Origin of the sequence: Ciceribacter sp. L1K22, assembly GCF_017599385.1 — a bacterium.
Taxonomy (GTDB): domain Bacteria; phylum Pseudomonadota; class Alphaproteobacteria; order Rhizobiales; family Rhizobiaceae; genus Allorhizobium.
Window position 1 is genome coordinate 1 of the sequence record NZ_JAGFPK010000003.1, and the last position, 229, is coordinate 229.

General features: G+C 65.5%; 1 pseudogene. It reads right to left on the reverse strand.

The features are described 5' to 3' along the window. A pseudogene (locus J5J09_RS22395) lies at positions 1–229 on the reverse strand (hypothetical protein); the annotation flags it as partial.

Here is a 229-nt window from a genome sequence, read left to right on the forward strand (position 1 = left end):
CCGGTGAGCGCGTTGGCGAGCGTGTTGCCGTTGCCGTTGAGGTTGCCTGCGCCGGAAAGGATGAGGTTCTCGACATTGGCGGCCAGCGTGTGGCTGATCGAGGAGCGGACCGTGTCGGTGCCGGCGTTCGCCGCCTCTACGACAACGTCGCCGGAATTGTCGACGTAGTAGGTATCGTTGCCCGAACCGCCTTCCATGCGGTCGGCGCCCGAGCCGCCGTTCAGCGTAT